Origin of the sequence: Pseudomonas edaphica (assembly GCF_005863185.1) — a bacterium.
Taxonomy (GTDB): domain Bacteria; phylum Pseudomonadota; class Gammaproteobacteria; order Pseudomonadales; family Pseudomonadaceae; genus Aquipseudomonas; species Aquipseudomonas edaphica.
The window spans coordinates 1-1,092 of record NZ_VBVZ01001024.1 but is presented as its reverse complement, the minus strand read 5'-3'; the positions used below and the strand labels follow the sequence as shown (position 1 = coordinate 1,092).

The following is a 1,092-nucleotide window of genomic DNA, read 5'->3' as shown; positions in this document are numbered from 1 at the left end:
CTCGAGGTGACTGACACACCGCCATCGCAGGCAAGCCAGCTCCCACAGTTGATCGCCACTGCCGACATAAATGGAGTGAAGTTTTATGGGCCAATGGCTCGATAGCATTACCGGCTGGCTCACACTGAACCCCGAATGGCTGGCGGTGGCGGTATTTATCGTCGCGTGCGTTGAATGCCTGGCCATCGCCGGTCTGATCGTGCCAGGCACCGTCTTGCTGTTTGCCATTGCGGCCCTGGCCGGCAGCGGTGCGCTGTCGTTGAGTGAAACCTTGCTGCTGGGCTTTCTCGGCGGCTTACTGGGCGACGGCGTTTCCTACTACCTGGGCCGACACTTCCATCAGAACATCCGCCGCCTGCCCGGTTTACGCCACCATCCGGAATGGATGAACGGCGCCGAAACCTACTTCCACAAGTACGGCATCGCCAGCCTGCTGGTCGGGCGTTTCATCGGCCCGCTGCGCCCCATGCTGCCGATGGTGGCGGGCATGTGCGACATGCCGTTCCCGCGTTTTGCCGCCGTAAGCATTGTGGCCGCCGCCGGCTGGTCGGTGGCCTACCTGCTGCCGGGCTGGGCCACTGGCGCCGCCTTCCGCCTGCCGCTGCCGGAAGGTTTCTGGCTGGAAGCCGGGATTGTCGCCGGGTGTATCGCGGTATTGCTGGGGCTGAGCTTGAACAGCAGCCTGCGCGGCCATCGTCGCGCCACTGTGTGGGTCGGTGGCGCCAGCCTGACGCTGTTGATCGCCCTGTTTATTGGCTATCCCCACCTTAACCACTTCGACCAGGGCCTCAGTGCTTTGGTCCAGGAGCATCGCAGCCCGTGGCTGGACGAGGTGATGGTGCGGATTACCCAACTGGGTGAATTCAGGAAGATGTTTATCGCCAGCGCGATTTTCACTGGCCTGCTACTGGTGGCGCGGCAATGGCGGCATGCCGTGTTCGTCGGTGCTACGTTGGCGGGGGCGGCGGTGATCAACACGGGCACCAAGCTGTTTTTCGCCCGTGGCCGCCCGGAAATCCTCACAGAACCACTGACCAGTTTCAGCATGCCCAGCGGCCACGCCTCCGGCGCCTTTGCGTTCTTTCTCGCACT

General features: G+C 62.9%; 1 protein-coding gene. It reads left to right on the top strand.

Annotated elements, in window-relative coordinates:
- Positions 1–85: 85 nt before the first annotated feature.
- The coding region (locus FEM54_RS32990) for a bifunctional DedA family/phosphatase PAP2 family protein (protein ID WP_138454328.1) at positions 86–1,092 on the top strand (1,007 nt) is incomplete at its 3' end.